A 7,784-nucleotide genomic window follows, 5' to 3' on the forward strand; every position below is an offset into this window, starting at 1 on the left:
TAAAAATACAGTTTATTTTGAGTGCCATGAACAAATCGTTATCCGTGCTTAACAACCACCCGCACATTTGGCGGGCCAGAGATCAGAAGCAAAGTGAAGCCAAGTTTTCGCTGGGCTTTCCGCGTCTGGATAAAGCGCTTAACGGTGGCGTTGCATCTACAGGCCTTGTCCGTATCTCCTCGTTAACCGGGGTGGGTGAGCTTTCACTCTTTAAACGAGTTATTTGCCAGCATCGTACGCACAAACTGGTGGTGTTTATTAACCCTCCCGGGCTACTACAATCGCCATGGTTAGAAAATCTAGGGCTTAAAGCGCAACAAGTGCTGGTAGTAAAAACACGTTCTGAACAAGAGTCATTGTGGGCTGCTGAGCAATGTTTAAAAAGTACGGCTTGCCACTGCGTAGTGCTGTGGAGTAATGCTGTAAATCAAAAAGAAGCGCGACGCCTACAGGTAGCAGCAACGCATAACGATGCGCTGTGCTTGCTGTATACTCCACCGCAACAGCAGGCCTTACAGTTAAGCTCCCAAAAAGCCGACTTGGGGAGCGATTCACAAGCCAACCTGTCGAATCAAAGCGACAGTGCATTACCCATTACTTTGGATATCGCGCTAAAAGGTAACCCCCATGTTTTGGCGGTGAACATACGCAAGCAGCGTCATGGGTGGCCTAAAGATAACATTGTTATTTCCCACCGGTGGACACCCGACAATCAGGCTATTAAATGGGCCATGTCACACAACACGCTTTCCGATCAGGCATTACACTCTGTGAGCTAATGATGCTGTGGGCCTATATTTACTGCTATCAACTAACTTTAGACAGCCACATCAAAGCGGCTAGAAATAAACGTGCACATAGCCAATTGCCGAAGCACGAAACCAACAACCAGTATTCATCGTTAGCGTCGAATACCCCCGTTGCGGTGTACTGCAGTAAAACAAACAAAATTACGCAGTGTAATGATATTGCGAAAAAAGAAGGCATTGAAATTGGGCATGGGCTAGCTCAAGCGGCGGCGCTATGCCCTTACGTACATATTCTGCCTTTCAGTGAAGAAGCTGAAAAGCATATGCTGACGCAGTTAGCCCATCGGCTTTATCCACTGGCTTCTGACATCGTATTAGACAACCACATTCAATCAGATAGTGTAAACGGTCTAGCAGTAAGGCTAGATAACCTAACTCATTACTATGGCGGTCATACGCCACTGTGGAAAACTTTAACCCAAGCACTTGCTGAAGCAGATATTCGCTATCATTTTGCTAGCGCATGGACAATTGAGGCCGCAAAAGTATTAGCGCTTCATAAATTTAACACCTACTTACATACACCCGATGACATAAAAAAAGCGCTAAGTTCGTGCCCGCTTTCTATTACGGCTCTATCACCCAAAGTCATTGACTCGTTGGCAAGGGTGGGCGTTTCCTGCGTACAACAGTTGCTTGCCATGCCGGTACAAGAGCTGGGGCAGCGCTTTGACAATAACACCATTATGTATCTTACTGCGTTAAGGGGAGAAACCTTTCCACGGGTTACATTATTTAGGCCTTTGGAGCACTTCGATAACTTTACTTTATTACCTTTTGATATTGAAAACACGCAGCATCTAACCCCTTTTGTCACCCAGCAGTTTGAGCATTTGTCTCACTATTTACGGGCAAGAAACTTATATACATCCAGCATCAACGTGCGTATTCATTTCAGAGAAGCACCTATAATGGATATCAATATACGCTCGGCACTTCCTCAGTCTTCAGTACAAAGTTGGCTGCCCTTGTTTAATCTTAAAACTGAGAATCTAGAGCTACCTGAACCAGCCACAGCCATTGCGCTTACCTGTCAGCAATTTGAAGAAATGGATACACAGAATGGCGACTTTTTTAGCGACAGGTTTAATGATATTGCACAAAAGCAATTAATTGGGCGCTTAAACGCGAAGCTAGGCGATAACAGTACCTTTCAACCTCTCGCTGCCGACAGCCATCAGTTTGAATATATGACGGTGACAGAGTCGAGCGCTGGTGACGGCACCGGTAATTATGCTTATAGCAGTGACATTACTCCTACCTTCACTTTTGATGTACCTAAACCGCTTATTCAGGCTACCCAAATTTGCTTTGGCCCCGTGCGATTACACAGTGAGTGGTGGCATGACAGCCCAACAAAGCGTGATTATTTCATCGCCCAAACTGAGCAATGCGTAAGGCTTTTAGTGTTTAAAGACGAAGAGAGCCGCTGGTGGGTACAGGGCCTTTTTTGCTAGCGGTATGCGGTTAAAGAAAAAGGTAAAGGCAATATCATGAAATACAGTGAGCTCTTTTGCCAAAGCAATTATAGCTTTCTTTGCGGCGCCTCTTCCCCCGCAGAGCTTGTTACCACGGCTTCTTTCCTTGGTTACGACGCACTTGCCATTACCGATGAGTGTTCAGTAGCAGGTGTGGTACGGGCTTTCGATGAAATTAAGCATCAGGGTCTACCGATTACGCTTATTGTGGGTAGTTACTTTGTATTTGATGACACTTTATCTTTTGTGCTGTTGTGCCCGAACAAAGCGGCCTATAGCGAACTATGCCGAATCATTACTAACGCGAGACGTCGTTCTGAGAAAGGTGAATATCAACTGGCTGAGTGGGACTTGCGTACCATTCGCCATTGCAAATTCATTTGGCTACCAAGTGGAAAAGTGCCGCAAGACAAGCATTGGGCTGAATGGCTGCAAAAACACCCGAGCATTGATGCTTATATTGGCGCTCAGCGCCTATTAGACGGACGGGATCACCACAGGTTTGCGCATTACAATCATCTGCAGTCTGCCTACCCTTTCCCAGTTATTGCCTGTACGGGGGTGCTCATGCATCACGCCGACAGACTGCCGCTTCAACATGTATTGCATGCTACTAACGTGCATACCAGTGTAGATAAAATAGGTCGGGATGCGTTGAGTAATGCAGAGCGTAGCCTTCGCACCATACAAAAAATTAAGAAACTTTACCCTGAGAAATGGGTAGCCAATACCAATGCCCTTGCCCATGTATTCACGTTTTCCTTAGAAGAGCTGCGCTACCACTATCCAGCGGAGCTTGTACCTGAAGGATATACGCCCACTTCGTATTTACGGGAACGTGTAGAGGCCGGTATAAAAGTGCGTTTCCCTGAAGGTATCACCCCTGATATTCGCCAAATCATAGAAAAAGAACTGACGCTTATTGCCGAACAAGAGTATGAGTATTTCTTTTTAACCATCTACGACATTGTTCAGTTTGCCAAGCGACAACGCATTTTGTATCAAGGGCGCGGCTCTGCGGCCAACTCGGTAGTGTGCTATGGCTTGGAAATAACTGCGGTAGACCCCAGGCAAATAAGTGTGCTGTTCGAACGCTTTATTTCTAAAGAACGTAACGAACCACCCGATATTGATGTGGATTTTGAGCATCAGCGTCGTGAAGAGATCATCCAATACATCTATAAAAAATACGGCAGAGAAAGAACCGCTATCGCAGCTACGGTTATTTGCTATCGCTTTAAGTCAGCGTTTAAAGATGTGGGCAAGGCACTGGGCTTTAGCGAGTCACAGCTTGATTTTGTGGTAAAGCAGATTAATCGACGGGACAGCGTTATTCCGTGGAAGTCTCAGCTGGCAGGGCTTGGACTAAATCCTGAAGAGCCTAGGGTACAGCAGTTAATTGCCCTTACCGAAGCTTTACTGGGCACGCCCCGACATTTGTCGCAACATGTAGGTGGTTTTGTTATTAGCGCAGGACCGCTCTACGACCTTGTACCTGTTGAAAATGCCGCAATGGAAGACCGCACTATTATTCAGTGGGATAAGGACGACATTGAAACCTTAGGTCTATTAAAAGTGGATGTACTGGCCCTTGGGATGTTAAGCGCTATTCGTCGTGCATTTTCTCTTATCAACAAGCAGTATTCTATTGAAACCAGCATCCCATTTATCACCAAGCTCGGGGATGACAAACAGGTTTTCGATATGATTTGTCGGGCCGATACGGTAGGCGTTTTTCAAATAGAATCACGGGCACAGATGTCTATGCTGCCAAGGCTTAAACCTCGTCGCTATTACGATTTGGTCGTACAAATAGCCATTGTACGGCCTGGCCCCATTCAAGGCGACATGGTTCACCCTTATCTGATACGTCGCCACGGCAACGAAACCATTAGCTACCCATCTAAAGATGTGGAAAAGGTGCTATCACGCACTATGGGCGTGCCTATCTTTCAAGAACAAGTGATCCAGCTTGCCATGGTTGCAGCAGGCTTTAGTGGCGGAGAAGCCGACCAACTGCGGCGCGCCATGGCAAGCTGGAAAAAGGACGGTAGAATTTTTGAATTCAGAGACAAACTCATTAAGGGTATGACAGATAAAGGCTATGACAGTACGTTTGCCCACAACTTATTTGAGCAAATAAAAGGCTTTGCAGGTTATGGCTTTCCTGAATCTCACTCAGCATCTTTTGCCGTATTAGCTTATGTGTCTTGCTGGTTGAAGTTTTACTTTCCCGTTGAGTTTTACGTAGCGCTGTTGAATAGTTGGCCTATGGGATTTTATTCGCCGTCTCAGTTAGTTCAGGATGCTAAGCGTCATAACATAAGGGTAGAGGCCCCCTGCGTTAACCAGTCTGAGGTTGAGCATTCTCTAATGGTACAAGGCCAAGAAAAATATATTCAGCTTGGTCTTACGCTTATTAAAGGCTTAAGTGAAGCTTCGTCTCAGCTTATTGTGGAAAACCGCTCAGATAAGGGCTACACCAATGTCGAGCAGTTGCAGCAGCTTTCGCTTAAAAGTAATGAACTAGAGGCACTGGCTAGCGCCGATGCTCTTCGCACTATTTCAGGCAACCGGTATGAAACCCGCTGGCGAATTATGGATACCCAAACCCGTCTACCACTTTTCGATACCGACGAATTTTATGCAGATAAACATACCACAGCGCTCGGCGCTACACCTTCTGAGGCAGAAAATTTACTAGAAGACTATGCTTCAACCGGCTTATCGGTAAATAACCACCCTATTTCTTTACTCAAAAAGCAACATAAGCTTAAAGACATAAGCTGGTCCAATTCCCTAAAAGATAAGACCAATAAATCTGTTGTAAAAGTACTCGGCGCAGTGACAGGGCGACAGGCCCCGGGTACAGCCGCAGGCGTTACCTTTCTAACTTTAGAAGATGATATAGGCAATATGAACGTTGTGGTATGGCAAGCCACCGCTCGTGCTCAGCAACAAACATTCTTAAAGGCTAAACTACTACAGGTAAATGGTATTATCGAACGCTCCAAAGAAGGAGTTATTCATATTATTGCAGGTAAGCTTATTGACCGGACGCCTTGGCTCGAGAAGCTCATGCTGAATTCTAGAGATTTTCACTAGATCTTTTACATGAGCAAGGCAATAAATTAGGGATACGGCACTGCTATTTTTTTGATTAAAAACGCCTTTCCTTATAAAGTAGTCACCAATATTTCCCCTGTATTTTAAAGAATACAGCAATCATTTTGGAGTATAGAATGATGCGATGGATTGCGCTTTTTGCAAGCAGCCTATTTTGTTTAAATGTCTATGCAGGTAAATACATAGTTGGCGCACAAAATCTATCGTATTTCCCCCACTACGACTTCTCTTCGCCAGTAGATAAAGGGGTTGCTTGGTCAATTTTAGAGGCTTTTTCTGAAGTTTCAGGTCACGAGTTTGTCTACTTAAGTTTACCGATAAGGCGGCTTCAACTTGAGCTAGTTAAAGGCAATGTAGATTTTGTATACCCTGATAATCGGGGCTGGTACAACAGTATTACCACGTCGAGTGATAAGTATTTTTCATCCCCATTAACAAATGCCGTTACAGGTACAATTGTAAAACAACAAAACGTTGGAAAAGGTATTGAAAAGATCAACCATCTTGCCATGCCTTTAGGTTTTACACCGGTTAACTGGCAAGAAAGGATAGACAATCAGAGTACAAAAATTACGTGGGTTACAGATATTCACCAAGGGTTAGCCTTGTTGTATCAAGAGCGCGTTAACGGGTTAGATTTAGAGTACTTTGTTAGTCAACATTTCGCACAACTACCCTATGAAAAAGATGCCTTTACTTTAGATTTAACGCTTCCACATAATGAAATTCCTTTTTCTTTGTCTACGCTTTATCACCAAGACATTATTAGTGAACTAAATACATTCATAGCTTCAAACCCCGAATTAATTGACAGCATAAGAGCCAAATATGGAATAGTCCCTTTCGAAAAGCTATCTCAAAAGCTTTTAAAAGAACAAGGATTGAAAGTTGAAGAGGTTTGGAAATAATGTCTATCGGTTTGACGGTTGTACGTACATAGAGAGTATCAAACTCCAGTAATACTAATAGTACCTAAAAGGTTACGTACCCCATATAGGTGGTAAGCCAGCTAGTTAAAACGTAATAGGTGTACCTCTGTAAAAACTTCAATAGTGTCAGTAATCTGCACTTTTTGAACTCAAAAAAACCTTTCTTAAATTATTCTATCTATCTGAAATATGGTCAAATTATTGGTTGGATAAATTTTTGCTTGTTGATTATCAAATCAAGGAGTAATTATGAAACGGGCATCACTACTTTTATTTTCTTTTTTCATTATTTTCACCGCTAATAGCGTTCAGGCAAAACAAACGGTAAGTGTAGATTACATGCACGGGTTTGATGATATCGACGGTATGCGCTTTGCGTACAGACCACTAGAACAAACACTAGCTACAGATTGGTTTGGCGATATAAAGCTGTACTGGGAAGTCAGTGCAGTCGTATGGGAATACGGTGAGAATGATACGCACAGCACAAGCTATGGAGCGTCTTTGACCCCTGTCTTTATGAAACAAATATCGACACTTTATGACAAATACCCTGTGTATCTGGAAGCAGGCATTGGCGCAAGCTACATTGGCGATCAAAAAGTCGCTGGCAAGGATATTGGCTCTAACTATCAATTTGAAGACAGATTGGGTGTATTTGTAGAAATAGATGAAAAGCAGCATGTGGCTCTGCGCTACATGCACTTTTCTAACGGCGGGTTTAATAACGACAACCCAGGGCTAGACTTCCTAAACCTATCCTACGCCTACCATTTCTAACGAAATGGGGTCAGAGTACATTTTTCCATTTTAATAAGGAAAATAATGTACTCTGCCCCCTTTTATTATTGTTCAAGTCTAGTGTGTTAGTCACACTGCGAAATGAGTCCTCACACTAAAAAGCTGGGAAAGAATACTACAGAGATCGTTGAAATCTTAATATTGGGGTCAGTGTACATTTTTTTGATTCAAGGGCGTATGAGAATACATATCATGTATGAGTGCGCTCTGATGGTTAGCGAAATAAAGTACTCTGACCCCATTATTTTTCTTTCTGCCAGAAAGCGAAAAACCCGCCGTTAGGCGGGTTCTTCTTATTGGGACCTGGCAGTGTCCTACTCTCACATGGGGAAACCCCACACTACCATCGGCGCTAATACGTTTCACTTCTAAGTTCGGAATGGAATTAGGTGGTACCGTATCGCTATGGCTGCCAGGAAAAACTGGTTTGCAGTAGCGCTTACTGCGTAAAGCTGAGAACTCTCAACCTTACTAAATTCTGTGAGCTCGCATATAAAATGCTGTAGCTTCTATATAAAGCAAAAAACCCGCCGTTAGGCGGGTTTTTCTTAATGGGACCTGGCAGTGTCCTACTCTCACATGGGGAAGCCCCACACTACCATCGGCGCTAATACGTTTCACTTCTGAGTTCGGAATGGAGT

At 43.9% G+C, this 7,784-nt stretch carries 5 protein-coding genes and 2 rRNA genes; 5 read left to right on the forward strand and 2 right to left on the reverse strand.

Annotated features, from left to right (window positions below):
• The first annotated feature begins 26 nt into the window (after positions 1-26).
• From E5672_RS16755 to E5672_RS16775, 5 genes are all read left to right on the forward strand, one after another.
• The gene (locus tag E5672_RS16755; RefSeq protein ID WP_136783255.1) at positions 27-779 is read left to right on the forward strand and encodes a recombinase RecA; all 753 of its coding nucleotides are present in this window, start codon (positions 27-29) and stop codon (positions 777-779) included.
• Positions 779-2,266: a Y-family DNA polymerase gene (locus E5672_RS16760; RefSeq protein WP_136783256.1), complete on the forward strand. Its 1,488-nt coding sequence runs from the start codon at positions 779-781 to the stop codon at positions 2,264-2,266. Before E5672_RS16755 ends, E5672_RS16760 begins: the two co-directional genes overlap by 1 nt.
• A gap of 36 nt (positions 2,267-2,302) precedes the next feature.
• Complete coding sequence (locus tag E5672_RS16765; protein WP_136783257.1) at positions 2,303-5,392, forward strand: error-prone DNA polymerase; 3,090 nt, start codon at positions 2,303-2,305, stop codon at positions 5,390-5,392.
• Positions 5,393-5,529: 137 nt separating this feature from the next.
• A complete protein-coding gene (locus tag E5672_RS16770; RefSeq protein WP_136783259.1) occupies positions 5,530-6,321 on the forward strand; it encodes a hypothetical protein in 792 nt (263 codons plus the stop codon).
• A gap of 270 nt (positions 6,322-6,591) precedes the next feature.
• Positions 6,592-7,122 (forward strand): acyloxyacyl hydrolase, encoded by a 531-nt coding sequence (locus tag E5672_RS16775; RefSeq protein ID WP_136783261.1) that lies wholly within the window; start codon positions 6,592-6,594, stop codon positions 7,120-7,122.
• A 322-nt stretch (positions 7,123-7,444) separates the two neighbouring features.
• Here the strand turns inward: E5672_RS16775 and rrf (E5672_RS16780) are convergent.
• Both rrf (E5672_RS16780) and rrf (E5672_RS20170) read right to left on the reverse strand, forming a co-directional pair.
• Positions 7,445-7,560, reverse strand: a 5S ribosomal RNA gene (rrf, locus tag E5672_RS16780).
• A gap of 139 nt (positions 7,561-7,699) precedes the next feature.
• Positions 7,700-7,784, reverse strand: a 5S ribosomal RNA gene (gene rrf, locus E5672_RS20170); the annotation flags it as partial.

The sequence above is a fragment of the Alteromonas portus genome, assembly GCF_005117025.1.
GTDB lineage: Bacteria > Pseudomonadota > Gammaproteobacteria > Enterobacterales > Alteromonadaceae > Alteromonas > Alteromonas portus.

Bases quoted from the DNA above. Each gene is read 5' to 3' on its own strand.
- E5672_RS16775 (WP_136783261.1), top strand. From the start codon at position 6,592: ATGAAACGGGCATCACTACTTTTATTTTCTTTTTTCATTATTTTCACC.
- E5672_RS16760 (WP_136783256.1), top strand. From the start codon at position 779: ATGATGCTGTGGGCCTATATTTACTGCTATCAACTAACTTTAGACAGC.
- E5672_RS16770 (WP_136783259.1), top strand. From the start codon at position 5,530: ATGATGCGATGGATTGCGCTTTTTGCAAGCAGCCTATTTTGTTTAAAT.
- E5672_RS16755 (WP_136783255.1), top strand. From the start codon at position 27: ATGAACAAATCGTTATCCGTGCTTAACAACCACCCGCACATTTGGCGG.
- E5672_RS16765 (WP_136783257.1), top strand. From the start codon at position 2,303: ATGAAATACAGTGAGCTCTTTTGCCAAAGCAATTATAGCTTTCTTTGC.